We start from the raw sequence: 26,592 nt of genomic DNA, 5'->3' as shown, positions 1-26,592 counted from the left end.
TACGTCTTAGGAAATCATTTCCCAAGAGCAGTTGCTGGACGGGACGCTAGTGACTGAGATGGGGTGGGTTGCGGACGGGCAGCTTTTGGGCGGTCGTGGCACCGAAGCAGTCATAGCTCTGCTTGCGCGAGCAAATTCTATGATCGATGATCTAGCATGACCGAGTTACTTGACCATGCTGCATACAGAGCTGCGGCGCCGGAAGCGCTTCGGCCACAACTTGCCGTCTTTCGTGACCGTTTGAAGCAAGCGCTTCCCGACGCGGAAGAGGTCATGCAGTACGGCATGCCGGGTTTCACTTCCGGAGGCGTGATGATCGCGGGCTACGGAGCGTTCAGCAAACAGTGCGGTCTCTATGTTAGCAAAGGCGCGATCAACGCGCATGCTGACGATATCGCTGCAGCCAAGCTTAAAGCATCCAAGACTGGTGTCACCTTCTCACCAACAAAACCGATACCTCACGAACTCATCACGGCGCTCGCTGTGGCGTCGCGCAAAGACGCGGCGGTCTGACCGCCAATGTCCGCTGAGGCAGCGATATGATCCGCTGGTGGCAGGATGGTGACGATGCACGCTCAACTAAAGCTGCCGAACAAACCTGCGTTTTTTGTAACTTGTCCTTCACTTTTGAGAAGAAGTGGGAGCGCGATCTGGGAAGGGTGAACTGCTGCTCCAGTCGCGCCGCCGAACGGGAAGGGCTGAACGGCGGCAGGAGGTCGAGATCAGACTTGGCCGTAGCCGCCGGCTGTCGGCGTGATCACGGTGACCGCTTCGCCAGCCTGAAGCACCGTCTGGTCGCAGCCTTTCAGAACCTCGACCGTTCCGTCGAGGCGGCGAACCTCGGTGCGGCCGAGCTCGCCTTCGCCGCCGCCTGCAATGCCCTGCGGGTGGACGTGTCGGTGCGACGACAGGATCGCGCAGTCCATGGTCTGGAGGAAGCGCAGCGTACGTGTCGTGCCGTTGCCGGCCGCGAATGCGCCAATACCGCCCGAGCCGTCTCGCAGCGTGAAGTTCTCCAGCATCACGGGGAAGCGCATCTCCAGGATCTCCGGGTCCGTCAGGCGTGAGTTCGTCATGTGGACGTGCACGCCCGACGTTCCGGCAAAGCCGCGGCCGTCATTCATGCGGCCGGCCGGCGAGCCCGAGCAGATCGTCTCGTAATATTGGTACTCGTTGTTGCCGAAGGTCAGGTTGTTCATCGTGCCCTGGCTGTTGGCGATCGCCCCTAGGGCGCCGAAAATAGCGTTGGTCACATGCTGCGAAGTCTCGACGTTACCGGCGACGACGGCGCGAGGGTAGGCCGGCTTCAGCATGCAGCCCTCGGGGATGACGATGCGGATCGGCCGCAGACAGCCGGCGTTCATCGGTATCGGCGCTTCTACCATGACGCGGAAGCAGTAGAGAACGGCTGCGCGTGCGACCGGCTCCGGCGCATTGAAGTTGTTGGCGATTGCGCCCGAGGTGCCGGTGAAGTCAACCGTGGCGGTGCGCGCGTCGCGATCGACCGTGATCTTCACCTTGATCATCTGGCCTGTGTCGGTCGGATACTCGTAGGAGCAATCCTCCAGGCGCCCGATAAGCCGCGCTACTTCCTCGGCCGCGTTGTCCTGTACGTGGCCCATATAGGCCTGCACGACCTCCAGCCCGAACTCCTCGACCATCTTGCGAAGCTCGGCCGCGCCGCGCTCGTTGGCGGCGATCTGCGCCTTGAGGTCGGCGATGTTCTGAACCGGGTTGCGAACCGGGTAGGGGTGGTTGGTCAGGAGCTCGTGGAGCTCCTTTTCCCGAAACTGTCCTTCAGCGACCAATTGGAAATTGTCGATGAGAACGCCTTCTTCGTCGACAGTCGTCGCAAGCGGAGTCATCGAACCCGGTGCGGTGCCGCCGACATCGGCATGATGACCGCGAGAGGCGACCCAGAACAGAATCTCCTTGCGGTCGTCGCTGAAGGCCGGGCTTACCACCGTGATGTCGGGCAGGTGCGTGCCGCCATTATAAGGGGCGTTAAGCGCAAAGACGTCGCCGGGGCGGATGTTGCCCTCGTTCAGGCGGATCACAGTCTCGACCGAGCGATCCATGGAGCCTAGGTGCACCGGCATATGCGGCGCATTGGCGACCAGCGCACCGGAAGCGTCGAAGACGGCGCAGGAGAAGTCGAGCCGCTCCTTGATGTTAACTGAATGCGCCGTGTTCTGGAGCGCGACGCCCATCTGCTCGGCGATGTTCATGAAGAGGTTGTTGAACACCTCGAGCAGGATCGGATCGGCCTGCTTCGTGCCGATCGCCTGGTTGCGGGCGAGCTTCTCGTGGCGGGCCAGCACGATGTTGTCGGCAGCCGTCAGCCTGGCGGTCCAGCCCGGCTCGACAACGATCGTCTGGTTGGCCTCGATGATAAGGGCGGGACCCTTGATGCGGTCGCCTGCCTGGATGCCCTCGCGGCGGAACACGCCTGCCTGACGCCACTCGCCGCCGGAGAAGATGCGGCCGGTGACGTCTGACGAAGCGTCGCGGCCGGTGCCGTCATCCTTCACGCCCCCGATCGTCTCGTCGCCGGCCTGCCAGCCTTCGACCTCGACGGCTTCGACCGTGATTGACTTGTCGGGCGTGATGAAGCCGAATTGCGCCTGGTGCATCGCCTCGAAACTGCTTTGCGCCTTGGCAAGGTCGCCGTCGAAGGCAACATCGAGCGTGTTGTCGGTGCCGGCGTAGCGTAGATGTAGTTTCGTGCGCGTGGTGACCGTATCGACTGCGATGCCCTGTTCGGCAAGTTCGGTGGCGACGGCGCCGGCAAGGTCCGCCTCGAGGCCGGAGATTGCGGCGCGGCTGGCTTCGGCGAGCGGCTGCATCAGCCCCTGTTGGCGGCTCGCCGTGACGGTGGCGAGGCCCATTCCGTATGCTGAGAGCAGGCCCGACAGCGGGTGGATCAGGATCGATTCCATGCCGAGCGAATCGGCGACGAGGCAGGCGTGCTGGCCGCCGGCTCCGCCGAACGAGTTCAACACGTAACGCGTTACGTCGTAGCCGCGTTGGACGGAGATCTTCTTGATGGCATTCGCCATGTTTTCGACGGCGATCTTCAGGAAGCCCTCGGCGATTTCCTCGGGCGAGCGGCCTTCGCCGACGCTCTCCGCGATCTCGGCGAACTTCGTCGCAACCGTGGCGCGGTCGAGCGGCTTATCTTGGTCGGGGCCGAAGATCGCTGGGAAGAAGTCCGGGTTGAGCTTGCCCAGCATGACGTTCGCATCCGTCACTGTGAGCGGCCCGCCGCGCCGGTAGCAGGCGGGGCCGGGATCGGCACCTGCCGAATCCGGGCCGACGCGGAAGCGACCGGGATCGGCATGCAGGATCGACCCGCCGCCAGCGGCAACGGTGTGGATGCGCATCATCGGCGCGCGGATGCGCACGCCGGCGACTTCCGTGTCGAAGGCACGCTCATATTCGCCTGCCGCATGTGCAACGTCCGTGGAGGTGCCGCCCATATCGAAGCCGATGACGCGGGGAAAGCCTGCCTGTTCGGCAGTCTTGACCATGCCGACGACGCCGCCTGCCGGACCGGACAGGATCGCATCCTTGCCCCGAAAACGGTCGGCAGCGGTGAGGCCGCCGGACGACATCATGAACTGAAGCGTCGGGCCGGGCTCGCCGGGCGGCGTAGCGCCGAGGATACGAGCGACGCGCGAGACATAGCGGCCGAGGATGGGCGAGAGATAGGCGTCGACGACGGTCGTATCGCCGCGACCGACGAGCTTGATCAGCGGCGAGACTTCGTGGCTGACGGAAACCTGCTCGAAGCCCAGACCTCGGACCAGTTCGGCCAGCGCCGCCTCATGGACCGGGTTCTGCCAGGCATGCATCAGCACAATCGCAACGGCGCCGATGCCGTCGGCCTTCGCGTCCTCGAGGTCCGCACGGATCGGGTCGAGCTCGATCGCGCGCTCAACCGACCCGTCGGCCATCAAGCGTTCAGGCACCTCGATGACGCGCTCGTAGAGCTGTTCGGGGAGGATGATTTCTTTGGCGAAGATGTCCGGCCGCGCTTGGTAGGCGATGCGCAGCTGGTCGCGGAAGCCTTCGGTGATGAGGAGCAGCGTGCGTTCGCCCTTGCGTTCGAGCAGCGCGTTGGTGGCGACCGTCGTTCCCATACGGATGGTGCCGATGGCAGCGGAGGGCAGATCGGCTTGGGTGGCAGCGCCGACCAGGCGTCGGATGCCTTCGATCGCCGCGTCCTCATAGGCTTCCGGATTTTCCGACAGAAGCTTCATCGGCTGCAGCGATCCGTCGGGTGCGCGGCCGATGACGTCGGTGAACGTGCCGCCGCGATCGATCCAGAAATCCCACTGGCCCGTGCCGTCGATGCGGTCCACCATGCTGCAGTCCTCCGTCAATGTTCCCGAGTCCGACCGGTCTTCCGCCGGACGCTGACAAATCGTTGACAAATTGCGAATGAGCCGTCAACCTCTCATTTCGACGCCGGATACGGCGCCGCAAGCGTCCTGCCGGAACCAGGTCGCACTGCCAAAAAAAGGGGAATACGATCATGACGCAGCATTTTCGCGCCGGTCTTCTAGCCGCAGCCTTCGCCACTCTTCTCTCCGCTCCCGCCATGGGGCAGAACGCCTGGGACATGCCGACGCCCTATGGCGATGGCATCTTTCACACGCAGAACATCATGCAGTTCGCCGACGACGTTCGGGAGGCAACGGGCGGCAGCGTCGACATCACCGTTCATTCCGCAAACTCGCTTTTTGGCCATGCTGAGATCAAGGATGCGGTGCGTGACGGTCTCGTGCCAATTGGCGAGTTCCTGCTCTCGCGTCTTGCGAACGAAGACCCGGTCTTTGCGCTGGATTCTATCCCGTTCCTGGCTTCTTCCTATGAAGAGGGCGAGCAGCTCTGGGCTGCCTCACGAGACGCGGTCTCCGAAAAGCTCGCCGAGCAGGGCCTAACGGTGCTTTATGCGGTCGCCTGGCCGGGTCAGAGCCTCTACCTCAACCAGGAAGTCACCGATCCGGCACAGATGGAAGGGTTGAACTTCCGCGCATACAACGTCGCCACGGAGCGCCTTGCGACGCTGCTCGGCGCCACGCCGACGCAGGTCGAAGAGACCGATATTCCAACCGCGTTCTCGACCGGCCGCGTCGAGGCGATGATCACCTCGCCATCGACTGGCGCCAACGCCAAGGCTTGGGATTTCACCTCGCACTACATCGACGTACAGGCCTGGCTCCCGAAGAACATCATCGTCGTCAACACGGAAGCCTTCGAAGCGCTTTCGGAAGACGAGCGCAACGCGATCCTAGAAGCGGCTGCTGCCGCTGAAGAGCGCGGCTGGCAGATGTCGCGCGAGGAGACCGACGCCAAGATCACTGAGCTGGAGGCTGGCGGCATGACCATCATGCAGCCGTCCGAGGCGCTTTCCGCCAAGCTGCAGGAGATCGGCGCGACGATGACCGAGGAGTGGCAGGCCTCGGCCGGTGAGGCAGGCACCGCGGTCATCGAAGCCTACCGCAACCAGTAAGCCTTCAAGAACGGGCGGGTCATCGACCCGCCCGTTCCACTTACAGGGACTGCTCCCATGCGCAAGGCACTCGATGCCCTCTACGGCGCTGCTCTGTTCGGCGCTTGCTCCGCGATGGTCGTGATCGCGACCCTCGTCTTCATCCAGGTGGTGGCACGGCTGATCGACCGCTTGTCTACGCTCGCTGGCTTCGGCCGCTTCGGCTTTGCCATCCCGTCGCTGGCAGAGATCGGCGGCTTTCTCTTTATCGCCTCGGCCTTTCTCGCTCTGCCGGCGACCTTGAGGGCAGCGGGTCATGTGCGCGTGACGCTCTTCGTCGGCTGGGCCGGGCCCCGCCTGGAACGCGCCATGACCGCATTCGTCCTCATCGTCGCTCTGGCGCTTGCCGCCTATGCGAGCTGGGTGGTCGGAGGGCAGGCCTATGCGTCCTTCGAGCGCGCATCCGTATCCTACGGCCTGATCGCGATCCCGCTCTGGATCCCGCAAGCCGTCATGACAAGCGGGCTCGCCATCCTCGCCGTTGCGATCCTGGACGAACTCGCAGCCGTGCTTTCCGGTGGCGAAGCGAAGTTTCGCGAGATCGAGCGCACGCGCGGCGTCGACGAGGGAGGCCACTGATGGATATCGGCATTCTGTCCCTGATCCTGATTGCTGTCCTCTTCGGCTTCCTTTTCTCCGGCCTTTGGGTCGGCTTTGCCCTCATGGCTGTCGGCTTTGTCGCCATGGAACTGGCGTCATCGGCGCCGGCCGGACTCGTCTTCGCACGTCGGGTCTGGGGGGCAATGAACAGCTGGGACCTGACGGCGCTTCCCATGTTCATCTGGATGGGCGAGCTTCTGTTCCGCTCCCGCATTTCGTCGGACATGTTTTCGGGCCTTGCTCCCTTCACGCGAAGGCTGCCCGGGCGTCTCCTGCACGTCAACGTGTTCGGGTGCGCGCTGTTTGCAGCCGTGTCCGGTTCGTCGGCTGCAACGACTGCGACGGTCGGCAAGATGTCGCTGCCGGAACTGCAGCGGCGCGGCTACGACCCGCGCATGGCGATCGGCACGCTCGCCGGTTCGGGCACATTCGGCTTCCTTATCCCGCCCTCGATTATCATGATCGTTTATGGCGCGGCGACCGAGCAATCGATCGCGCGCCTGTTTCTCGCCGGCATCCTGCCAGGCGTCACGCTGGCAGTGATGTTTTCGTCCTACGTCATGCTCTGGGCCTGGATGAACAAGGACAGGATGCCGGAGCCCGAGCCGAAGCCCACTTGGGGCGAACGGTTCGAGGCGCTGACGCTGCTCCTGCCGACAGTTGTCCTGATCGTGACGGTCATCGGCTCGATCTATGGCGGCTTCGCATCGCCGACCGAAGCGGCCGTGGTTGGCGTCTTTGGAGCCCTTGCGATCTCCTTCTTTTCCGGTGGGCTGTCGCGGGAAAGCTTCGTAACCTCGCTCAAAGGATCGGCGATCACGAGCTGCATGATCGCGCTGATTCTGGCAGGCGCGTCGTTCCTCACCGTCGCCATGGGCTATACCGGCATCCCGCGCACGCTTGCCGCCTGGATCGGTGAGCAGGGCTTTTCGCAGTTCGCGCTGCTGGCCGTCCTCCTCGTGTTCTTTATCATTCTCGGCTGCTTCATCGACGGCATATCAATGGTCGTGCTGACAACGTCCGTCATCCTGCCGATGGTGCTTGCCGCCGGCATTGATCCGATCTGGTTCGGCGTCTTCCTCGTTCTCGTGGTCGAGATGAGCCAGATTACCCCGCCCGTTGGCTTTAACCTGTTCGTCATCCAGTCGATCACGGGACGAGGGATTTTCGAGATCGCGCTCTATGCGCTGCCCTTCTTCTTGATCCTTGTCCTAGCGACTGCACTTCTCGCCGCTTTTCCGGAGATCGCCCTATGGCTGCCGAGCACTATGATGAACAACTGAAGGATCTAGCGATCGGGCCGGTGGTTTCATCGGCGCATCTCGCCAATTCGAGCCTGCCGGCGCTCTCGGAAGTCGAGTTTGCCTTGACCATGGCAAATCATGCCTTCCAGCGGTGGATCGTGCGCTGCACGGCGGCAGCCGGTGGGCCGTCGCTCTCGCCTATGGAAGTGCTGATCGTGCACCTCGTCAACCATCGGGCAAGGCCGAAAACGCTCGCGGATATCTGTCTCGTGCTCAATGTTGAGGATACGCATCTCGTCAACTACGCGATCAAGAAGCTGGTCGAGCAAGGTTTGGTGGAGCCGGGCCGCAAGGGCAAGGAGAAGACGATTACGGTAACAGAAGCAGGGCGCCAACTCTGCAAGCGTTATGGCGATGTTCGAGAGGCGCTAGTGGTGCAGTCGGTTCTACAATTCGGTCACGACCCGGCTGAGCTCTCGCGTCTCGCCAGCCTCTTACGTGCGGTCTCTGGTGCCTACGACCAGGCGGCGCGTGCTGCCGCCTCCCTTTAGGCTGGTGCCAGTCTTCGCCTTCCTCGCCCGCCATGGGCGGATGCTGCTCGTCGCGGGGCTCTTGCTCGGCGCATTCCTGCCGGAACTCGCAGTTGCGCTGAGGCCCGGCATCGCGCCGATGATCGTGGCGCTGCTGTTCCTTGCGGTTCTCCGCTTGGGACCAGATGGCATCAGAGCAGGGCTTAAGGGCGTCCACCGCGCGGCGGGACTGGCGCTCGTGCTCCAGGTTGTGCTGCCGCTCACGGCGGCGTTCGCCTTTTGGCTCACGGGCGCCCTCGGCTCTACCATCGCCATGGGCATCGTGCTGGTGCTGGCAGCAGCGCCCATCACTGGCAGCCCGAACATCACCCTCATGGCCGGCGGCGATCCAGCGCCGGCCTTACGCCAGCTCGTCATCGGAACCGCGCTCTTGCCGTTGACGGTCTTGCCGGTGTTTCTCGTCATGCCCGCCTTCGGCAGCCCGCTTGCGGTTGCGCGGGCTGCACTCGAGCTTCTGATGCTGATCACACTAGCCGGCGGCGTCGCCTACGCGCTACGGGCGTTCGACGTCGTGTCGGGCGGCGATCGGTCGGTGTTGGCCATGGATGGGCTTGCCGCACTTCTGCTCGGTCTGGTGGTCATCGGCCTTATGTCGGCTATCGGTCCGGCGGTTCTCAACGAGCGTGGTGCATTCTTCGCGGCACTGGCCGCTGTCTTCCTGCTTAACTTTCCGATTCAGCTCTGCGCCAGTGCGCTTGCCGCGCGTAAGGACCCGGCCGCGGCACCGGCGATGGGGATCACCGCCGGCAATCGCAACGCAGCTTTGTTTCTTTCGGTGCTGCCAGAGGCAACGGCCGACGAGCTTCTACTATTAATCGGCTGCTTTCAGATCCCGATGTACCTCACACCATTTCTACTGGCGCGGTGGTACCGAAAGCTCGCAAAAAGTTAGCTTTTTCGCTGTGGGTCAGATCCCGGGGATTGCAGAGCTCATCGTATAGAGTGCGATCTTCATTCTGCCTCTTTGCCTCACTACCTCGCCTCCCGGTGACACTGGAACGACGTCTGAAGCGACATGCACACCTGCATGGAGCGCTGGCGACGATCTTGATAAACCGCTCAAAGCCCGGCAAGCCAGAATATGGATTCTAGCCGAATTGGGTTGACCTGCTCCCCTGAGACGTTCCCGCTTTTGGGTTAGCCTGTTCTTTGATGAAGGAGACAGGCAATGAAGCGATCGCGGTTCTCGGACGAACAGATCATTGTATTCTCAATGAGCATCAGGCGGGCATGACGGCCAGCGAGCTTTGCCGCAAGCATAGCATTTCGGACGCGACCTTCTACGCTTGGCGAAAGAAGTATGGCGGCCTGGAGGTGTCGGAGGCCAAACGGCTGAAGGCTTTGGAGAAGGAGAATGCCCGCCTGAAGAGGCTTCTGGCAGAGTCGATGATGGATGCATCGACGCTGCGCGAGATGCTGGCAAAAAACTTCTGACGCCCGGCTCAAGGAGAAATGCCGTGAGTTGGGCAGTCGAAAAGAAGAGCTACTCTCAGCGGCGGGCCTGTGCGCTGGTCGGCATTGCGCCGCGTGTCTACCGATACATATCCAGCCGGTCGGACGATGCTGCTTTGCGAGCACGTTTGCGGGAACTGTCATCGCAGCGACGGCGGTTCGGCTACCGCCGCCTGCACCTGCTGTTGAAGCGGGAGGGTGTCTCGGTGAACTGGAAGAAGCTCTACCGGATTTACAAGGAAGAGCGCCTGACGGTCCGAAAACGTGGCGGGCGCAAACGGGCTCTGGGCACGAGAGCGCCGATGGCCATTCCGCAGGATCCAAACCAGAGATGGTCACTCGACTTCGTGTCGGACGCGTTGGTCGACGGCCGTCGCTTCCGCATCCTGTGCGTGATCGACGACTCCAGCCGGGAGTGCCTGGCGACAGTGGTCGACAACTCGATCTCGGGCGAACGTGTCGCTCGTGAACTGGATGCGATCGCCGAACGGCACGGCTACCCCTGCATGATTGTCAGCGACAACGGCACGGAGCTGACGTCAAACGCCATGCTGGCCTGGCAGCAGGATCGCGGCGTCGAGTGGCACTCCATCGCACCCGGCAAACCCATGCAAAATGGCTTCGTGGAGTCGTTCAACGGCAGGCTGAGGGACGAATGTCTCAATGAGCACCTGTTCCGCAGCTACCGCCATGCCCGAGAGATCATCGAGGCATGGAGAATAGACTAAAACCTGCACCGGCCCCACACGAGCCTTGACGGGCTCACACCGAACGAGTTTGCAACCCGGTCCGGTATGGACCGCAACGTGAACAGAGCTAGCCAATGAATGGGGACATTCAGGGGAGCAGGTCACTTCAAAAGCGCCGGTAGGAAATCATTTCCCGAGTGCGATAGTCGGGCTGGCGTCATGTCTACTTTGGGGTGGGAAGCCGCCTGTCAGCTTTTCTGGGGACTTCGGAGAAAGCGGACATTGTCTGTTGGGCACAGTTTGGGCCGTTTCCGGACGATCCGGTTTTGGGCGCCGCGGGCCGAATAGCTGCCGCTAAGATTCAGCTGATCTCTACAACTGCTTGCGACCCCATCTCGCACATTGGCGGTCAGACCGCCGCATCGTTGCGCGATGCCAAGGCGAGCGCCGTGATCAGTTCGTCAGGTATCGGTTTTGTTGGTGAAAAGGTGACACCAGTCTTGGATGCTTTAAGCTCGGCTGCAGCGATATCGTCAGCATGCGCGTTGATCGCACCTTTGCTGACATAGAGGCCGCACTGTTTGCTGAACGCTCCGTAACCCGCGATCATCACGCCTCCGGAAGTGAAGCCTGGCATGCCGTACTGCATGACCTCTTCCGCATCAGGAAGAGCTTGCTTGAGGAGGTCACGAACGTTGGCAAGTTGTGGCCGAAGGGCTTCCGGCGCCGCAGCTATGTATGCATTATGGTCGAGCAATTCGGTCATGCTGGATCATCGACCATAGAATGTGCTCGCGCAAGCAGAGCTATGACTGCTTGGGTGCCACGACCGCCCAAAAGCTGCCCGTCCGCAATCCACCCCACGATGGTCGGAGCAACCTAGTGTGTCGCGTGTCAAAAGCGGCCGTCCACGTTGCATCGGCCGCTCAATGTCAGATCTCGGTTCGCTCATCCAGGAGGAGCGCGTCCTCCACGTCGACGCCAAGATAGCGCAATGTGCTCTCGATCATGGAGTGATCAAGCAAGTTTTCGATGGCGCGGACCAATGGCGGCGGGGTGCTAGTCGTCTCACGCCGACCGGCGGCATTGCGTTAAGACGTCATCGAGTCGCGGCAAGAATGACGGCAATAGTCTCCTCGGGCATGTCCCACATAGGAAAGTGGCCGCTGGACTCGAACCAATGTAGATCCGCGGAAGGAAAAGCCGCTTTTGCCCGCGCCGCCTGCCTTGGCAGACATAAGCGATCATGCCGGCCCCACCCAATCACGATGCGACCAGTGGCATCGGCGGCAGGACCGGTCTGCTCACGACCACTCGCAAGGTCATGGACCAGTGCGTCGAATGTCGATGTTGTGCTGAGACTTGCCAATTCCGTCGCAACGACCTGCGGATCGAGCGCCCAAGGATGCGCGGATAATTGTGCCAGCAGCGCAGTGCGCGACGCCGCATTCCCGCTCAGCATTGGCAGGCTGGGCCGGATTGCCCGGAGCAATCGCCCGGAAACTCCTATGGTGATCTTGAAGAAGGTTCGTTCCCAACTCCGCCAGAAACCACCCGGATCAAGCGCCACCACGTTGCCGATATTGCCGCGTCGAGCGAGTTCGAGCACGATCCGTGCCCCCATCGAGCTCCCGACAACGTCAATCCCTGCCAGTCCGTTGTCCGCTATATAGCGCTCGACGCTGCCGACAAGACCATCGAACGTCCCGCTGTCGTGTTCGGCCGGGGTGGCGCCATGCCCAGGAAGGTCAATCGCGATCACCGTTCAATTGGCGCTAAGTGCATCCAGGATAGTGCTCCATGATTGCCAGCTTCCCCCGAGCCCGTGGACTAGAAGCAGCTTCCGACCCGTGCCACGGGTAATCTGATTAATCATACTGTTTCTCTTGTTACCTTTGGTGCGCTGAACGATCGCGAACGGCATTCGAGGTCAGTGACCAGCACTTCTCCGCGCGGCGCTTTGCCGGTGTTCCGATAACTGACTTCCTGCACAAGCCGGTAAGAGCAGTAACGTTCCTGGTCTGCTTCCTAGCACGGTCGAAATAAACCTGAGCGTCTATATGCGGCGCGCTGCTACCAAAGCTCGGTGTTAGGTGAAAAGCAGTTTCGCCGAGTAACCGCCCGAAACCTGCCGGTCCGCTTCCCACCCCGGTCCGGAGGGCGTCAGCGGGGTGGGACGCTGGGAAATGTTTTCCTACCGACGCCTTCGGGGTGGTTTCCGGAGGTGAGGTCTTTGGCGCCGAGGTCCGAATAGCTGCAATTAGGCTTGAGCTAGTCTGTGCGACGGTACGGCCCCTTCAAGAGGTCAAGCCCATCTTTCAAACCACCACCGAAAGCGGGCGTTCGGAAAGCGCGTGAGCGTCAGTCGTCGAACATGCCCTGGATCCGGTTAGACAGGACGGTCATGTCGAACGGCTTTGTCACCACCTGCATGCCGGGATCGAGATGACCATGGCTTAGAACGGCGTTCTCGGCATAACCCGTCACGAACAGCACCTTTAGGTTGGCACGTAGCTCCCGAGCGGCGTCGGCCACTTGCCGCCCGTTCATGCCATTGGGCAGACCCACGTCGGTGATGAGGAGGTCGACGAATGCGTCCGAGCGCAGGACTTTCAGCGCCTGCGGGCCATCGCCCGCCTCGATCGTGCTGAATCCAAGATCTTCGACAGCGTCCACCACGAGCATTCGCACCAGTGGCTCGTCGTCCACCACGAGGACTGTCTTGCCTCTTGAGTCGACCCGCGGGAGCGTAGGAACAACCTCGGGTTCGCAAACCTCCTCCTCGTGGTGGCGGGGAAGGTAGACGCAGACCATCGTCCCGTTTCCGACCTCGGAGTAGATGCGGACTTGCCCGCCCGACTGGCGGGCGAACCCATAGATCATCGAGAGGCCGAGCCCTGTGCCGACGCCGATCGGCTTGGTGGTGAAGAACGGATCGAAGGCGCGCTCGATGATGTCCGGGGACATGCCCGTTCCATTGTCCGACACACACATGGAAAGGTACTGGCCGGGCGGCAGGTCGCGCTCGCGCGCGGCCCGATCGTCGAGCCAGCGATTCGCGGTCTCGATTGTGATGCTGCCGCCGTTGGGCATGGCGTCCCGCGCGTTGATGCAAAGGTTCAAGAGCGCGTTCTCGAGCTGGTTGGGGTCGACCAGCGCCGACCACAAGCCCGCCTTCGCCACTGTCTCGACAGCGATCTGCGGACCGACCGTCCGCCGGATGAGGTCTTCCATTCCGGCAACGAGGCGGTTCACGTCCGTCGGCTTGGGGTCCAACGTCTGACGTCGCGAGAACGCGAGAAGGCGATGCGTTAGCGCCGAGGCGCGTTTGGCCGCGCCTTGCGCGCCAACCATGTAGCGGTCGAGGTCACCGACGCGCCCCTGCTGGAGACGGGTCTGCATCATGTCGAGCGAGCCCGAGATGCCCGCCAGGAGGTTGTTGAAGTCGTGCGCGATGCCGCCAGTGAGTTGGCCGACGGCTTCCATTTTCTGACTTTGGCGTAGCGCCTCGTGCGCCTGCTCCAGCTCCGCGGTGCGCTCGAAAACGCGATGCTCAAGCGTTTCGTTAAGTTCGCGCAGCTGCTCTTCAGCCATTTTCAGATCGTGTATATCGGTGCAGGAGCCATACCAGCGAGCGATCTGTCCATTTTGGTCACGTACGCACTGCGCGCGGCCGATAACCCAGCGGTATTGGCCTGAACGATGCCGCAAGCGGTACTCGATATGATAGGGCTCCCCGGTCTTGAGGCAGTGCTGCCATAAGGCCCAGGATCGCTCCTGATCATCGGGGTGGAATAGGCCGTTCCACGCCTCGCCGTCCGTCGAGCCATAGGGCGCGCCGGTAAATTCGTACCAGCGGTCGTTATAGTAGTCATGAAAGCCGTCAGGACGCGTCAACCAGATCATCTGGTCGACTGAATTGGCGACGGCATGATATTTCGCCTCCGACTCTCGCAGCCGGCTTTCGGCGCTGACGCGCTCGACATGTGCCCAGCAGCGCTCGACCACCGCCTCGACCAGCGAAATCTCGTCGGCGCGCCAGTCCCGCGGGGTGTCCTGGTGAACGGCCATCATCGCCGCGAGCCTGCCGCCGCTGACGAGTGGGCAACAGACGATTGCGTCGATACCGATCGATTGGAAGGTCTCGCGTCCTTCGCCGAGGGCGAGCTCGCCCGCGACGTCGCGAATAACGAGCGTCTGTCCGCCGCGCATGTCGACGGCGGCGCGCGGACCGAAGAGATCGAGACTGTAGGTCCCGGCCGAACTCGCGATCCCCGGCGCTGTATAGTCGCGGTGGATGATGAAGGCATCGCTGTCGACGTCAACGGCGGCGTAGGCGGTTCGGGAGGCGCCGAGGCGCCGCCCCAGCAACTGCGCAGCCGCGGACATCGCGGCGACCGCGTCCCCCGAACTGCGCAGCGCCTCATCGAGCTCGTTCATGAAGCGCAGGCGCGCCTCGTTCTCGCGCAGCGCCTTTTCGGCGCGGTATTGCTCAGTCACGTCGTTGGCGTTGTGGATGATCGCCTCCACCTCGCCGTTTTCGTCGAGCACTGGCGAGTTGACCGGACTCCACCACCGTTCCTCAAACGTACCGTCCGGCCGAGCGACGTCGTATTTGAGACCCGGTAGCGTGTCCGGCTGCTTGGAGGCGAGCACATGCTCGATTGACGCACGCAGGGTGCGCACGCCCGCGATGGCCGGGTCGTCGGGGTTGTCAGGATATGCCTCGAAGATGCCCAGTCCGACCACATCTTCGCGCGTCCGCATCGTGGCCGCCAGATACGCCTCGTTTACCTCGATGATGGTGAACCGCGGCGCGTCGGGTTTAAGAACAAGAAATGGCGCTGGCGAGGCCTGAAATAGACGCGCGAAACTCTGGTTTCCCATCATGGTCGTATCATTTGCTGGCACCAACGCCTCTTGATCTCCCCGCCTTCATCGAAAATGCGGAGCCGCCTGACAAGACGCACCAACCTGCCATTTTCGCGCAGAACGGACCTGTTCTTGTCGCCAATAGTCCGCCTGATCGCATGGCGAACCTGCGTCCTCTCGCCGAACCAAATCTTAATTGTGGACCCAATTCGGTTAGAATCCATTTTCTGGTTTGCCGGGCTTCTCACGATTTATCAAGATCGTCGCCAGCGCTCCATGCAGGTGTGCATGTCGCTTCAGACGTCGTTCCAGTTTCATAAGGAGGCGAGGTAGTGGGGCACAGAGGCAGAACGAAGATTGCAACCTGAGGGCTTAAATCGGCTTTCGAACTAATCGAAGACATTGTCCGCTTTCAAGCGAAAGCAGAGTTTATTGCGACGGCAGAAATGGCGGCGCGAAGCGGGAGGTCCTCTGCGAAATAACGGTTCGTTGTAACTCGCCGTACTGGTATGATTCGATCAAGTGAAAGTTTGCACAGTAAGCCAGCCAAGCGCGCCGCGACAGCAAGAGCCAGTTTTAAGAGTGTTCAGTGCAGACTTGCAGACGCCGCGGTCAAGGCAGCCTGCGATGAATTGCAGATCATTTCGATCCGGTTACGTCCGCCGTTTTTGGCGATGTACAGTTGCTCATCGGCAAGTCGGAATAGGTTGGCAAACGTCGCGCTGTGCGCGCAGGCGGCACCACCGATACTCACCGACAATTTGTATTGCTCGCCATTTACCTTGAAGTCGATGTCATTAACTGCCTTGCGTATGCGTTCGGCCACAAGCGAGGCCTCGGCCATGTTGGCGTGCTGAAGAAAAACAGCAAACTCTTCGCCCCCAAGCCTGCCCAGCTCATCGTTCTTGCGTAAGGACCCAGTGATTGCTTTTGCAAGAAGCGTGAGAGCTTCATCTCCACGATGATGTCCGAAGCGATCGTTAATCGCCTTAAAGTGGTCAGCATCAATTACGAGCAGCGCACCGATCGGATTGTGAGTAACGCTATGGAAGTTCAGGCAGTTCTCAACTGACTTGGTGAAGGCACGTCGATTCAAACATCCCGTAAGGCTGTCTGTCGCAGCGAGATAAGCCAAGCGATGGTTGGCTATCGCCAGTTCCCTTAGTTTCAAGGACAAAAAAAAGAACAAGGGCCCGGCAAGAATAATCGGCAGTAAAGTGGAGCTTATCAGTGCTTTACTTAATATTACAGCAGGATCACTTCGGAACATAACATAGTTGATGCTAATGCAAATTGTGACGCAACCCAACGTACCGAAGACAGTCCATTGAGCTAGCTTCCCCCAGTTCCGCATCGACATATCTGCGCGCGCACCTAACATGGCAGATCCTCCACGCGAGCAAGACTAGGCCAAAAGTGTTAAGCGTGGGCAATTAGACAAGGTTCTAGTAGCAGGAACAATTGACCGCAGGCTCGATCGTATCTAGCGCAGTTCGATAACGAGCATGGGGGAATCAGTCTAGCTGAACGACGCGTATATTAGGAATATTGCTTCCGCTTGTCGCAATATGCCTAGCGTCGGCTTTTAGTCACGGCGAACTGCGTCTCAACCACCAAATGGCGGGCGCAAAGTCGACATTCGAGTGTCGCCTTGCACGAGGCTGGGAAATGATTTCCCAACAGTTTCTGAAACGTCAGCTTTGCGCCCCATTCCAGTCGCTCACAGGATATCGGGCCAACCCAAAAGCAGTCGCTAACCGGACTGCTGCGCATCGAAACATTGCACTCGAGTGTTCAAGTTGTTGTGTAGCGCCTACTTTTAGGTCCGACTGGTAAGATTATGGTGCCTGCATCGATCGCATCGGTAAAGCGTCAACGCAAAGTCGGCCACTTGCGACAATAGCGACCGCGTCAGCCTCAAATTCTGAACCGTTCCGCGCACAAACGCTAAGTCTCGTACGCATCTGAATAGGACGCTTCGGTAGCGCTCGTGCAGTCTTGCCAGCACAACCATCCTTCATCTGCCTGATCAAGCATATCAACCCAATGGCGCGGTAAAGGCGGAAAAGAATGCGATGGTGCCTACGCCTATAAGCTGTGGTCGACAGAGCTAGGCACATATTCGGGCCTGGCGATCTCAATGCGCTGCTGCGCAAATATCCGGAGATCGAGAAAGCTCATCAGAAGCCCTAGAGACGGCCGGCTGGTGTCGGCGACGGATCGCCTTGTTGAAGCCCTGACCGCGGACCCTGGCCAGGGCAGGGGCACGGCAACGGCATTGACACTTGGCGTCGGCAACGCGGGGCAGATCGACGTGACCCAACGCGTGATGAAGTGCCCGCACGTCATCTCGATTTGCGGTCATCTGATTCAGAGATAGGGGGAAGCGATCCAAGGTTCTGAGCGGGAAAGGTCTGCTTCGGTAGCTAGGTAACCATTTCCTAAAACCGAAGCCTTGCTGTCTTGAAGAGCGGGAAGAGGCAGATGTCGTTCCTGATCGACGGCCGAGAAGACGCCGTTCCGACGGTCCTGTTCGTCCATGACGTGGGCGTGCCAATGAAGCCAGTGGCGATGAGCCCGGTGGCCGACGCCTTGCGAGAAGTCGGCTTCAGGGCGGCGCGGTTCGAGTTAACCGATATGGTTGCCTGCCGAGGCGGTGTCCGCACGCCAGCGCCCAAGACGAGGCGTCTGGTAGGCTACACCGAGGCCGTGGCGGCGCTTGCTTGCGATTGCCCCGATGTTCAATGGCGGTAAGTCCATGGAGGGGCGCGTGGCGTCGATAGGGCGGACGAGCATGATGCAGAGATGGAGCATCGCTGGCCTGCTCTGCCTCGACTATCCTCGCCCTGAAACCTATCGCCACATGCCGCGCATCTTCGCCTTGAGGTCGACGCGGATATTGGGTTGCGGCGAGCGCCCGCTCGCACCTTGCGATGGCGGGGGCCATGCGGTTTGCGCGAAGCGTTCCAGCATGGGCTCGGTGATGAAGCGGGTGCGCGAGGCGTAAACGTGGCGGTCGCCGCGCGCGGCTTGGCCGTGCACGAAGAAGCGCTGCGGCGTGATAAGGTGCAGACTGTCCTTTGCGCGCGTCATCGCGACGTAAAGCAGGCGGCGCTCCTCCTCGATCTCGTCGCGCTCTCCCACCGCAAGGTCGCTCGGGATGCAGCCGTCGACGGCGTTGAGCACGAAAACCTTCGTCCATTCCTGGCCCTTGGCGGAATGGATGGTCGAGAGGATCAGATAGTCCTCGTCGAGATGCGGCGGCCCTGCTTCATCGCTGGTGGCGTCGGGCGGATCAAGCGTGAGGTCGGTTAGAAACCGCTCGCGTGAGGAATAGCCGGCGGCGATCTGTTCGAGCTGCAGGAGATCGGCGCGCCGCGTACCGGCATCCTCGTGTATGCGCTCCAGATGTGGCTCGTACCACAGCCGCACGCGCTCGAGGTCGGCAGGCCAGGAAGACTTTGTGCGCAAGCCGGAGTAGAGCTCCACAAAGCCGGGCCAGTCAGCCTCGGCACGAGCGGGCGCCTTGAAGAACTGCAACCCCAGTGCCGGATCGAGCGCGCGTTCCATCGCTTCCAGCGCATGACCGGCGGCCGACGGGCCGATGCCGGGGATGAGCTGCATGACGCGGAACGCTGCAACGCGATCCTTCGGGTTCTCGGCAAAACGCAGGACTGCCAGCACATCCTTAACATGTGCGGCATCGAGGAACTTGAGTCCCCCAAACTTCACGAAGGGCATGTTGCGGCGGGTCAGCTCGATCTCCAGCGGCCCGGAGTGATGCGCGGCGCGGAAGAGGACGGCCTGCGCCTTCAGCGCGACGCCTTCCTCGCGAGCCTCCAGAACCTGATCGGCGACATAATTTGCTTGCTCAGCCTCGTCGCGCACGGTGACGAGCCGAGGCAGATCGCGCGAGCTACGCTCGGTCCACAGGTTCTTGGTGAAGCGCTCGGACGCCTCGCCAATCACCGCATTGGCGGCTGCGAGGATCACGTCGGTCGAGCGGTAGTTGCGGTCGAGCGTGACAACGCGCGCCAGCTCGGCGAAGTGGCCAGGAAAATCGAGGATGTTGCGGACCTCGGCCGCCCGGAAAGAATAGATCGACTGGGCGTCGTCGCCCACGACGGTCAGCCCGGCGCCATCCGGCTTCAGCGCCAAGAGGATCGACGCCTGAAGGCGGTTGGTGTCCTGGTATTCATCAACGAGGATATGGTCGAAGCGCCCGCCAAGATGCTCCGCGATCGCTGCCTCGCCGCACATCTGCGCCCACCAGAGCAGCAGGTCGTCATAGTCGAGCACGTTCTGCGCCTGCTTGGCGTCGACGTAAGCGGCAAAGAGCTGCTTTAATTCCTCGGCCCAGCCCATGCACCAGGGAAAGCTCTTCGCCAGGATCGGCTCCAACTCATCCTGCGCATTGACGACGCGCGAGTAGATCGCAAGGCAGGTCCCCTTGGCCGGAAAGCGGCTTTCGGTCTTCGACAGGCCAAGCTCGTGCCGCACGAGGTTCATGAGGTCGGCGGAGTCCTCGCGGTCGTGGATGGTGAACGCGGGGTCGAGCCCGATCTCCAGCGCATAGTCTCGCAGGAGCCGTGCGCCGACGGCATGGAACGTGCCTGCCCAGGTGAGGCCCTCCGTCAGCGCTGCGGCCTTGTCCCCCAGCACCCGCGCGGCGATCCGCTCTACCCGGCTCCTCATTTCCGACGCTGCCCGGCGCGAGAAAGTCATCAGCAGGATGCGGCGCGGATCGGCGCCCTTGACGATCAGATGCGCAACGCGATGGGCAAGCGTATTGGTCTTGCCCGACCCGGCTCCCGCGATGACCAGCAGGGGGCCAGCCACAGCGCCCTCGCCATGCTCCACCGCCGCCCGCTGCTCGGCGTTCAGTGAAGAGAGATAGCCCTCGCCCTCAACAGGCGTCGGCAAAGTCGAATCGCGAAGGGCAATGTTCATGTCGCTGACAGAACCCTGTTTCTGATTTGTTCGCAACCTGTTCGACGCGCTTGCGCAGCTATGCCTTTTTCTTCGGGCGCCGTCCCCGCTTGTCGCCGAAGCGGTCACCGCTCTTCTTGCCAGCCCATGGCGGCGCTTCATTCTGTTGGACCCAAGGCAGCAGCCGGATTGGCTGGGGCTCCAGATGATCTGTGATAATCGGATATCGAGAGATGATAAGCTTGAGCAGGGAGAGGCCTGCCGGGTTCGTATATCGCGACGCGGTTTCGGTGTTTCCAAGGCGGCCGGCGACGTCCTCGATCACGCCCTCAGAAACGTTGGCTTGCTTCAGCGTGTCTGACAGACCGTGCCGCAGCGTGTGGATTGGTCTCGCCCAAAGCTCGGTCTTCATGCATCGCTTCACCACCGGAACGAAGTTTTTGTAGAAGCGATCCCCCGGATCGTTCTGCTTGAGCAACGGCGAGTCCAATTCTGGGAACAGTCGTTCGTAGCCGATCTGCTTCGGTCGCTCGACATACTCCAGGAAATTCAGCCGGATCAACTCGTCGGGCACCGGAAGCAGGCGGTCTGACTGCGCATTCTTGATGCGCCTGACCTCGTTGGCCTTGATCCGGACCGCCCAGATGCCTTCCCGCTCCTCGACGTCCTCCACCAACAAACCCGCGAACTCGTTCCGCCGCGGCCCCAAATAAGTATATAGCATTGGCAGGAAATAGTTAGCCGAGTGATAGACGAGACTCCCTGGAACGTTTGGTTCCAATGCGCTTGCTCGCCCTTTGAAAAACGGTAGGTCGAACATCGGCCTGACTTCTTCCGGCCCAGGTTTTGCCTGCTGCAATCTGACCTCGCCCTTCATCGGCCCGTTTCAGGCTTTCGGCGCGCAACTCCCCCGGTGACAGGGCACGAAGCCTGGGGCTTCTGCCATAGTTAGGGAGGATGTGGTTGAAGTGCTGACGGAGCGCGGCAATGTGCTCTTGCGTAATTTCTCCGGAGTGGGTGACGCCGTGCTCCTCGAGGATGCCATGGAAAATGCGAACCAGGACACGAACATCCGACGCGGTGTCATCTTCCCATTGATCCTGATGATTTGCGATGAGGTTGTCCGTTTCCCGGTCGAACTCTGACAGGAGCAGTTCTTTCGGCGCCTTCTTCGCGGGCTTGGTGCTGGCAGGCAGTGGCTGCTGCTCAGCGACGGTCGTCTGCTTGGCGACAATGGGCAAAGCAGGAAGGTCGGGCATAGCCGGATCCGTCGGAAGGGCACGCGGTTCATCCGCCCATTGAGTCGCTGGTTTCTGCGGCGGTGGCAATTTGGCCACGTCAATGATCGGACGGTCTTCACGAGGCTTAGCGACAAGCGTCGGCTTTCTGGGGTCAGCCGCTGATGCGAGCAGCGCATCGGCCCGTGCTCGGAAAACCTCCTCGGTAGCTGCGTCCCGGTTGAGCGGCGTGTCCTCCAGTTCAACCTGCCCCATGCGGAAGAGCACGTCGCGCAGGAATGGGCTGCGCGTCCTGCCTTCGCGATCGGAGAGGATCGCTTTGCGCTCGGCGCGATAGGTGGCTTCGATAAAGGGAATGTCGTCAGACTCTGCGCCTGCGCCGTACAGCGCCTCACGGACGTCGCCTGCCTCCTCGAACGAGAGGGTCTCGCCCGTCCCATAGGCATGGAGCAGTCTGTAGGCGAGGCGAGGCCGACCTGACGATCCGCTGCCCGCTGCTCGGGATCACGGATCGTCCCGGTACGCTTGGCGGCGCGGTCGAGCGCCTCGATCTCGGCCCGCATGGCGTCCGCCTCGAGGGCGAAGATTTACGCGAGCTGTTCTCGTGTCGCCATGCGCGTCTTCGGTACCAGTTCCATTTCAAGCAGGAGCGCGTTCAGCCACCGTGCGACGGCCGACGCCTTCTTACGGTCCGAGAGCCTAAGGCTCAATGAAGCCGGGCATTTCTTCCCGAGGCCCGAAAGCCGACGGGAATGCGTGCCCGCCAATAAAAAATCGGTCCTCTGAGAACAAGATTCTCGACCTGGTGTCTGCGCAGTCCCATCCGCCCGTGCTCCGTCGGCCCAAGGCGGCTGGACAACACCTGTGGGCATCAGTTGTGGGCACCAGTCATGGCGGGCCATTTGAACGCACAAGCGCGTTAAGGCCGAAAGGCCGGAATCCTGCGGTTTCAAAGGGACTGGAGGGAGCAAATGGCTGGGGAACCTGGATTCGAACCAGGACTAACGGAGTCAGAGTCCGTGGGTCTACCGTTAACCTATTCCCCATAGCCGAGGAGGCGCGAGCGCCTTCGAAACGGCGGGTGCATGCTTGCGAAGATCGGTCCGGTAAGGCCGTTCGCCGCTGTTTCGAGGCCGCCTTGTAGCATATTCGACCTGTCGATCAAGACCCCGTTGCACGGCTACGGGCATAAATTGGCGGGCAGCGTGGTGGAGTGGCACCGTCTTGGCCATCGACCGCGATGGCATGGCGAGACGGGAGAACTCGCGCGCACGGAAGAGGCGGGCGTGGGCGGGTCCCAAAAAGCATTTTGTCAAATGCGTTCCGGCTGATAGGCTTTGCCCAACGATGATAGACGAGCGCTTTTCGCGGTGCGCATTCTTGCTGCCGCCCGCGACGCGCCGACAGGAACTGACGTGAAGAACCCCGAAAGCGGCACTGACGTGCCGACAAGAGGGGCGCCAGATGAGGATCACGGACAACGTCATGCGCCAACCGGCCAACCCTCCAGCCGCAACGGAAAGAACCGCTCAAGAAGCGCCCGTTCCGATCGCGGCAGGACAGGTGCGGCATCGGCAGGCCCGGCGTCGACAGGTGATGCTCTAGCGTCCGGCCAGGCCCCGCGCCTGGACGGCGAAGCGCGCCCGCATACGATGGTTGCCGACCCACTCGGCGACGCCGCTCGCGCCAAGGATGGGAAGAGGCGGCGCAGGCGGCGCCGCAGGGGCGGAAACACGACCGCAACGTCCCAGGCGGCGCATGTTGCAGCTGGCAGCGGCGGCGACGCCGCGTCGATTGCAGCTGAGCGGTCGAAGGGCGACGCTGGACATCGCGCGGCGGGCCGACATCCGGTCACAGATGCGCTGACCAGCAACCACACCCATGGAGGCGGCGCCGGCAAAGCGGGCGCTGCATTGCGCGGCACCGAAGGTCTTGCGGACGGTGGCCGTGACCAGGGACGCCAGCATTCCGAGGACCAGAAGTCGGGAAGCCTGCGTGCAGGTAACCAGCGTGCGGGCGAAGAGCGCCGGGGAGACCATCGGCCGGGAGACCATCACCCCGGTGCGACACGCTCGAAATCGCGCAAGCGCCGTCAACGCGCAAAGCGCGCCAAGACGATGCGCCCGGGAGGCATGATCGGCGGGCCTGCCGGTGCTGTTGTGGCCGAGGGCAACGCCCCGGCCGGTGCCGCCGGCAACACCGCCACGGCTTCCGCCCGCGCAGAGGCAGCCCAGCCTTCCTCTGCGTCGGCGCAGGCTGGTGGAAACGGCGCCAGCGCAGCCTCTGCGAAAGCCGATGCCGACGATCGGCGCAACAGTGCCGCCGCGCCGCTTTATGCTGCGCTCGATCTCGGCACGAACAATTGCCGGCTTCTGGTCGCTTCGCCGACCCGGCCGGGCCAGTTCCGCGTGGTTGATGCCTTCTCGCGTATCGTGCGGCTCGGCGAAGGTCTTGCCGCGTCGGGCCGCCTGTCGAACCGGGCGATGGACCGGGCGGTGGAAGCGCTGAAGGTGTGCGCATCGAAACTGGCGGACAAGCCCATCCGCAAGGCGCGCCTGATCGCAACGGAAGCCTGCCGGGCTGCCGAGAACGGCGCCGAGTTTCTCGAGCGGGTCCAGCGCGAGACGGGCCTCGAACTGGAAATCGTCGACCGCGAGACCGAAGCGCGGCTTGCCGTCTCCGGCTGCTCGTCCCTGGTCGAGCAGGGGACGGACTCCGTCGTGCTGTTCGATATCGGCGGCGGCTCCTCCGAAATCGCGGTGATCGATCTGCCGCGCGAGCGCTCGGGACGTCTCGCCAACCACATTCGTGCCTGGACGTCGTTGCCGGTCGGTGTCGTCACCTTGTCGGAACGCTTTGGCGGCCGCGACGTGACGCCGGATACGTTCCAGGCGATGGTTGCCGATGTGGAGGTGATGCTGTCGTCGTTCCTGGCCCCGGATCTGCCCGGCATGGGCGGCGACACGGGCGGAAATTTCCATCTGATCGGCACTTCAGGAACCGTAACGACGCTGGCCGGTGTCCATCTTGGCCTGCCGCGTTATGATCGGCGGCGCGTCGACGGGCTCTGGCTGACGAGCGACGAGGTCGATCGCATGCTCGACCGGATTCTGTCCTGGGATTTCGACCAGCGCTCGGCAAATCCGTGCATCGGGGCCGACCGTGCCGATCTGGTGTTGGCGGGTTGCGCGATCCTTCAGGGCATTCGCCGTCGCTGGCCGGCTGAGCGCCTGCGCGTTGCCGATCGCGGCCTGCGCGAAGGGCTTCTGACCGACATGATGGCGGCCGACGGCGTCTGGCGACGGCGCCGGTCGCGCTTTCCGGCCACCGATCGCAACCGATCGCGCTTCGATGGGCGCAACGAACAGGGCCGCAAGGGCGGGGAGGGCACGAGTTGACGGGGCCGATCAAGAGCGGGCGCAAGCTCGGTCAGAAAGTCAAGAAGGGCAAGCTCAAGGCATCGTCCAGGCGATGGATTGAGCGACACATCAACGATCCCTATGTGCAGCGGGCGCAGCTCGAAGGCTATCGCTCGCGCGCGGCCTACAAGCTTCTGGAGATCGACGAGAAGCACAAGATCCTGAAGGGCGCCCATCGCATCATCGATCTCGGCGCGGCGCCGGGTGGCTGGTCGCAGATCGCGGCCAAGGTCACCGGTTCGGCAGATGAGGCGCCCCGCGTCGCTGCCATCGACTTCCTGGAAATGGACACGATCCCCGGCGTTCACATCCTGCTGATGGATTTTCTGGATGACGACGCCCCTGCCAAACTGGTCGAGGCCTGCGGCGGCCAGCCGGATGTCGTTATTTCCGACATGGCGGCGCCGACAACCGGCCACAAGCGGACGGACCATCTGCGCACCATGCATCTGAGTGAGGCTGCCGCCCATTTCGCGGTGGATGTCCTGCGCCCCGGCGGGCATTTCCTGGCCAAGACCTTCCAGGGCGGCACCGGCCACGATCTGCTGACTATGCTGAAGAAGAATTTTCGCAGCGTCATCCACATCAAGCCGCCATCGTCCAGGCAGGAATCGGTCGAGATGTTCGTGCTGGCCAAGGGCTTCAAGGGCCGGGCGGAGGAAGCGACGGACGACCCCCCGGCTGAAGACTGATCTTCACGATCCTGTGAAACCGGGGGCTTTGCCACAGTTCATGATTGCCTTCACGGCGTTTGGTCCCACTTCAGGCGCTGTCGACACTTGCCATGAAACGTGCCGGGCGGTTGAAGTCCGGCCCCCCAAAATCCCGGGAGATTTTGCATGACACTTCGCCAGAAATCGGTGATCGGTGCTTCGCGCCGCGATATGTTCAAAGCTGCAGGACTGGTTGCGGCCGGCCTCGCAGCGCCTCAGATCATGACGCGCGCGGCGTTCGCGCAAGATGCATCGACACCGGAGCCACCCATGGGGCAGTTCAACCGTTTTCAACTCGGCAGCTTCGAGATCACGACGCTGAGCGATGGCGGCCGGATCACGGACGATCCGCACACGATCTTCGGCGCTAACCAGCCGCAGGAAGACGTTGCAGCACTGTTGGAGGAAAATTTCCTGCCGACCGCGCGGATGCGCAACAGCTTCACGCCCGCCCTGGTCAAGGCCGGGTCCGACCTTGTGCTCTTCGATACCGGCAATGGCGAGGCCGCGCGGGAAGCCGGTGCCGGCCAGATGCTGGCCTCATTGCGCGCATCGGGCTACCAGCCGGAAGACGTGACGGTTGTCGTCCTGACTCATCTTCACGGCGATCACATCAACGGCCTGATGGAGGGCGGAGCGCCGACCTTCGCCAATGCCCGCTACGTCACCGGCCAGCAGGAATTCGATTTCTGGACGGATGATGCCCGTGTCGGAACGCCGGCCGAGGGCAATCATGGCGCCGTGATGAGCCGCGTTGCACCGCTGGCCGAACAGATGACGTTCATCGGCGATGGTGACGAGGTCGTTTCCGGCGTGACCGGCCTGGCTGCGTTCGGCCATACCCCCGGCCACATGATCTACATGGTCGAATCGGACGACCAGCGCGTCGTGCTCACCGCCGACACGGCCAACCATTTCGTCCTGTCGCTGCAGCGCCCGGATTGGGAGGTCGTCTACGACATGGACAAGGCGGCCGCCGCTGAAACCCGCAAGCGGGTGTTCGACATGCTGGCCACCGATCGCACGGCCTTCATCGGCTACCACATGCCGTTCCCGGGCGTAGGGTTCGTCGAGAAGCTCGATACTGGCTATCGCTTTGTGCCGAAGAGCTATCAGTTCGACGTCGACGCCTGATCGTAGCACAGGGACGGTCCATGGCTTTTCATTGGCGGCGAGCCATGGTACCAGCCCTCGCCAATCATAAAGCGTTTCCCGGTGAAGTGGATGCCGGTTTGCCGTCCGGAAACGCGACACAGCAAATTTCAGGGTGATTGGGCGTTCACGCGAAA

Annotated in this window: 18 protein-coding genes, 1 tRNA gene and 3 pseudogenes; 12 read left to right on the top strand and 10 right to left on the bottom strand. The window is 62.0% G+C overall.

Features of this window, described 5'->3' with window-relative positions:
• Positions 1-156: 156 nt before the first annotated feature.
• Together D5400_RS17665 and D5400_RS21895 are read left to right on the top strand one after the other, a co-directional pair.
• The gene (locus D5400_RS17665; RefSeq protein WP_126011242.1) at positions 157-513 is read left to right on the top strand and encodes an iron chaperone; all 357 of its coding nucleotides are present in this window, start codon (positions 157-159) and stop codon (positions 511-513) included.
• Between the two features lie 26 nt (positions 514-539).
• Positions 540-635, top strand: a pseudogene (locus D5400_RS21895) (hypothetical protein); the annotation flags it as partial.
• Positions 636-722: 87 nt separating this feature from the next.
• Here the strand turns inward: D5400_RS21895 and D5400_RS17655 are convergent.
• Positions 723-4,367 carry a hydantoinase B/oxoprolinase family protein gene (locus tag D5400_RS17655; protein WP_126011238.1) on the bottom strand — a complete coding sequence of 1,215 codons (3,645 nt, stop codon included), beginning with the start codon at positions 4,365-4,367 and terminating at the stop codon, positions 723-725.
• A gap of 170 nt (positions 4,368-4,537) precedes the next feature.
• Here D5400_RS17655 and D5400_RS17650 point away from each other — a divergent pair, with 170 nt between their 5' ends.
• The 6 genes and pseudogenes from D5400_RS17650 (at position 4,538) to D5400_RS17625 (ending at position 10,270) form a co-directional block, all read left to right on the top strand.
• A complete protein-coding gene (locus D5400_RS17650) occupies positions 4,538-5,518 on the top strand; it encodes a TRAP transporter substrate-binding protein (RefSeq protein ID WP_205665482.1) in 981 nt (326 codons plus the stop codon).
• Positions 5,519-5,575: 57 nt separating this feature from the next.
• Positions 5,576-6,136, top strand: coding sequence for a TRAP transporter small permease (locus D5400_RS17645; RefSeq protein WP_126011236.1), 561 nt, complete (start codon positions 5,576-5,578; stop codon positions 6,134-6,136).
• A complete protein-coding gene (locus tag D5400_RS17640; RefSeq protein ID WP_126011234.1) occupies positions 6,136-7,440 on the top strand; it encodes a TRAP transporter large permease in 1,305 nt (434 codons plus the stop codon). Before D5400_RS17645 ends, D5400_RS17640 begins: the two co-directional genes overlap by 1 nt.
• Entirely contained in the window at positions 7,410-7,952 is a 543-nt protein-coding gene (locus D5400_RS17635) for a winged helix DNA-binding protein (protein ID WP_126011232.1), read from the top strand. The genes D5400_RS17640 and D5400_RS17635 overlap by 31 nt, the downstream gene beginning before the upstream one ends.
• Positions 7,933-8,883, top strand: a complete 951-nt coding sequence (locus D5400_RS17630; protein WP_205665481.1) for a bile acid:sodium symporter family protein — start codon at positions 7,933-7,935, stop codon at positions 8,881-8,883. Before D5400_RS17635 ends, D5400_RS17630 begins: the two co-directional genes overlap by 20 nt.
• A 276-nt stretch (positions 8,884-9,159) precedes the next feature.
• Positions 9,160-10,270, top strand: a pseudogene (locus tag D5400_RS17625) (IS3 family transposase).
• Between the two features lie 271 nt (positions 10,271-10,541).
• On the opposite strand, the gene D5400_RS17620 reads toward D5400_RS17625, so the two are convergent.
• The 5 genes and pseudogenes from D5400_RS17620 to D5400_RS17605 all read right to left on the bottom strand — a co-directional run bounded on the left by D5400_RS17620 (position 10,542) and on the right by D5400_RS17605 (position 16,385).
• Positions 10,542-10,898 (bottom strand): iron chaperone, encoded by a 357-nt coding sequence (locus tag D5400_RS17620; protein ID WP_126011230.1) that lies wholly within the window; start codon positions 10,896-10,898, stop codon positions 10,542-10,544.
• 166 nt (positions 10,899-11,064) lie between these two features.
• Positions 11,065-11,175 (bottom strand): annotated as a pseudogene (locus D5400_RS21890) (integrase); the annotation flags it as partial.
• 56 nt (positions 11,176-11,231) lie between these two features.
• The gene (locus tag D5400_RS17615) at positions 11,232-11,894 is read right to left on the bottom strand and encodes an alpha/beta fold hydrolase (protein WP_245451340.1); all 663 of its coding nucleotides are present in this window, start codon (positions 11,892-11,894) and stop codon (positions 11,232-11,234) included.
• A gap of 599 nt (positions 11,895-12,493) precedes the next feature.
• Positions 12,494-15,022 carry a PAS domain S-box protein gene (locus D5400_RS17610; RefSeq protein WP_126011228.1) on the bottom strand — a complete coding sequence of 843 codons (2,529 nt, stop codon included), beginning with the start codon at positions 15,020-15,022 and terminating at the stop codon, positions 12,494-12,496.
• A 568-nt stretch (positions 15,023-15,590) separates the two neighbouring features.
• Entirely contained in the window at positions 15,591-16,385 is a 795-nt protein-coding gene (locus D5400_RS17605; RefSeq protein WP_126011226.1) for a GGDEF domain-containing protein, read from the bottom strand.
• Between the two features lie 1,103 nt (positions 16,386-17,488).
• Here D5400_RS17605 and D5400_RS17600 point away from each other — a divergent pair.
• Positions 17,489-17,758, top strand: coding sequence for a hypothetical protein (locus tag D5400_RS17600; protein WP_126011224.1), 270 nt, complete (start codon positions 17,489-17,491; stop codon positions 17,756-17,758).
• 99 nt (positions 17,759-17,857) lie between these two features.
• Here the strand turns inward: D5400_RS17600 and D5400_RS17595 are convergent, their stop codons facing one another.
• The 4 genes from D5400_RS17595 to D5400_RS17580 all read right to left on the bottom strand — a co-directional run bounded on the left by D5400_RS17595 (position 17,858) and on the right by D5400_RS17580 (position 22,217).
• Positions 17,858-19,954, bottom strand: coding sequence for an ATP-dependent helicase (locus D5400_RS17595; protein WP_126011222.1), 2,097 nt, complete (start codon positions 19,952-19,954; stop codon positions 17,858-17,860).
• Positions 19,955-20,012: 58 nt separating this feature from the next.
• Entirely contained in the window at positions 20,013-20,612 is a 600-nt protein-coding gene (locus D5400_RS17590; protein WP_126011220.1) for a site-specific integrase, read from the bottom strand.
• 58 nt (positions 20,613-20,670) lie between these two features.
• Positions 20,671-21,426, bottom strand: coding sequence for a hypothetical protein (locus tag D5400_RS17585; RefSeq protein ID WP_126011218.1), 756 nt, complete (start codon positions 21,424-21,426; stop codon positions 20,671-20,673).
• A 717-nt stretch (positions 21,427-22,143) separates the two neighbouring features.
• A tRNA-Gln gene (locus D5400_RS17580) sits at positions 22,144-22,217 on the bottom strand.
• A gap of 606 nt (positions 22,218-22,823) precedes the next feature.
• Between D5400_RS17580 and D5400_RS17575 the strand changes: the two genes are divergently transcribed.
• The 3 genes from D5400_RS17575 (at position 22,824) to D5400_RS17565 (ending at position 26,437) form a co-directional block, all read left to right on the top strand.
• Entirely contained in the window at positions 22,824-24,569 is a 1,746-nt protein-coding gene (locus D5400_RS17575) for a Ppx/GppA phosphatase family protein (RefSeq protein ID WP_126011216.1), read from the top strand.
• Positions 24,566-25,282, top strand: coding sequence for an RlmE family RNA methyltransferase (locus tag D5400_RS17570; RefSeq protein WP_126011214.1), 717 nt, complete (start codon positions 24,566-24,568; stop codon positions 25,280-25,282). The genes D5400_RS17575 and D5400_RS17570 overlap by 4 nt, the downstream gene beginning before the upstream one ends.
• A gap of 147 nt (positions 25,283-25,429) precedes the next feature.
• Positions 25,430-26,437 carry an MBL fold metallo-hydrolase gene (locus tag D5400_RS17565; RefSeq protein WP_126011212.1) on the top strand — a complete coding sequence of 336 codons (1,008 nt, stop codon included), beginning with the start codon at positions 25,430-25,432 and terminating at the stop codon, positions 26,435-26,437.
• Positions 26,438-26,592 lie beyond the last annotated feature (155 nt).

Origin of the sequence: Georhizobium profundi, assembly GCF_003952725.1 — a bacterium.
Lineage (GTDB): Bacteria > Pseudomonadota > Alphaproteobacteria > Rhizobiales > Rhizobiaceae > Georhizobium > Georhizobium profundi.
Note: the sequence above shows the minus strand (reverse complement) of the source record. Positions and strands in the feature narration are given on the sequence as shown.

Coding starts and splice junctions, on each gene's coding strand:
- D5400_RS17595 (WP_126011222.1), bottom strand. CDS start 19,954: ATGAACATTGCCCTTCGCGATTCGACTTTGCCGACGCCTGTTGAGGGC.
- D5400_RS17645 (WP_126011236.1), top strand. CDS start 5,576: ATGCGCAAGGCACTCGATGCCCTCTACGGCGCTGCTCTGTTCGGCGCT.
- D5400_RS17665 (WP_126011242.1), top strand. CDS start 157: ATGACCGAGTTACTTGACCATGCTGCATACAGAGCTGCGGCGCCGGAA.
- D5400_RS17565 (WP_126011212.1), top strand. CDS start 25,430: ATGACACTTCGCCAGAAATCGGTGATCGGTGCTTCGCGCCGCGATATG.
- D5400_RS17605 (WP_126011226.1), bottom strand. CDS start 16,385: ATGTTAGGTGCGCGCGCAGATATGTCGATGCGGAACTGGGGGAAGCTA.
- D5400_RS17655 (WP_126011238.1), bottom strand. CDS start 4,367: ATGGTGGACCGCATCGACGGCACGGGCCAGTGGGATTTCTGGATCGAT.
- D5400_RS17585 (WP_126011218.1), bottom strand. CDS start 21,426: ATGGGGCAGGTTGAACTGGAGGACACGCCGCTCAACCGGGACGCAGCT.
- D5400_RS17640 (WP_126011234.1), top strand. CDS start 6,136: ATGGATATCGGCATTCTGTCCCTGATCCTGATTGCTGTCCTCTTCGGC.
- D5400_RS17600 (WP_126011224.1), top strand. CDS start 17,489: ATGTCGTTCCTGATCGACGGCCGAGAAGACGCCGTTCCGACGGTCCTG.
- D5400_RS17650 (WP_205665482.1), top strand. CDS start 4,538: ATGACGCAGCATTTTCGCGCCGGTCTTCTAGCCGCAGCCTTCGCCACT.
- D5400_RS17610 (WP_126011228.1), bottom strand. CDS start 15,022: ATGATGGGAAACCAGAGTTTCGCGCGTCTATTTCAGGCCTCGCCAGCG.
- D5400_RS17635 (WP_126011232.1), top strand. CDS start 7,410: ATGGCTGCCGAGCACTATGATGAACAACTGAAGGATCTAGCGATCGGG.
- D5400_RS17620 (WP_126011230.1), bottom strand. CDS start 10,898: ATGACCGAATTGCTCGACCATAATGCATACATAGCTGCGGCGCCGGAA.
- D5400_RS17575 (WP_126011216.1), top strand. CDS start 22,824: ATGGTTGCCGACCCACTCGGCGACGCCGCTCGCGCCAAGGATGGGAAG.